This is a genomic window from Chryseobacterium sp. HNCC26DJ241, assembly GCF_057180505.1.
Window position 1 is genome coordinate 1 of the sequence record NZ_JBXUGL010000091.1, and the last position, 401, is coordinate 401.

Annotated in this window: 1 protein-coding gene; it reads right to left on the reverse strand. The window is 24.4% G+C overall.

Features of this window, described 5'->3' with window-relative positions:
* A partial coding sequence (locus tag AC2A1C_RS15870) for a leucine-rich repeat domain-containing protein (RefSeq protein ID WP_484026909.1) occupies positions 1-401 on the reverse strand: 401 nt, incomplete at both ends.

Sequence of the window (401 nt, forward strand, 5' to 3'; positions counted from 1 at the left end):
TTCTTCTAAACCTTCTATTTTGGTTAGCTGATTAGAAGATAAATGTAAATATTGCATTTGCTTTAGTTCTTCTAAACCTTCTATTTTGGTTAGCTGATTAGAAGATAAATGTAAATATTGCAATTGCTTTAGTTCTTCTAAACCTTCTATTTTAGTGAACTTATTAAATGATAAATTTAATTCCTCTAATTCTCTTAATGCTTCTAGGCCTTCTATTTTAGTAATTTTATTTTGTGAAAGATTCAGAAATTGTACAGAAGTAAAACTAGATAGATCAGGAATTATTGTAAAATTATTTTCTATTAGATTTAAACCAATAATTTCTCCTTGTCCATCTAGAAGATATATATTCTTTTTTCCATAATCAAAAATATCATCTATTTCTTTAGTTTCTTCTAAAA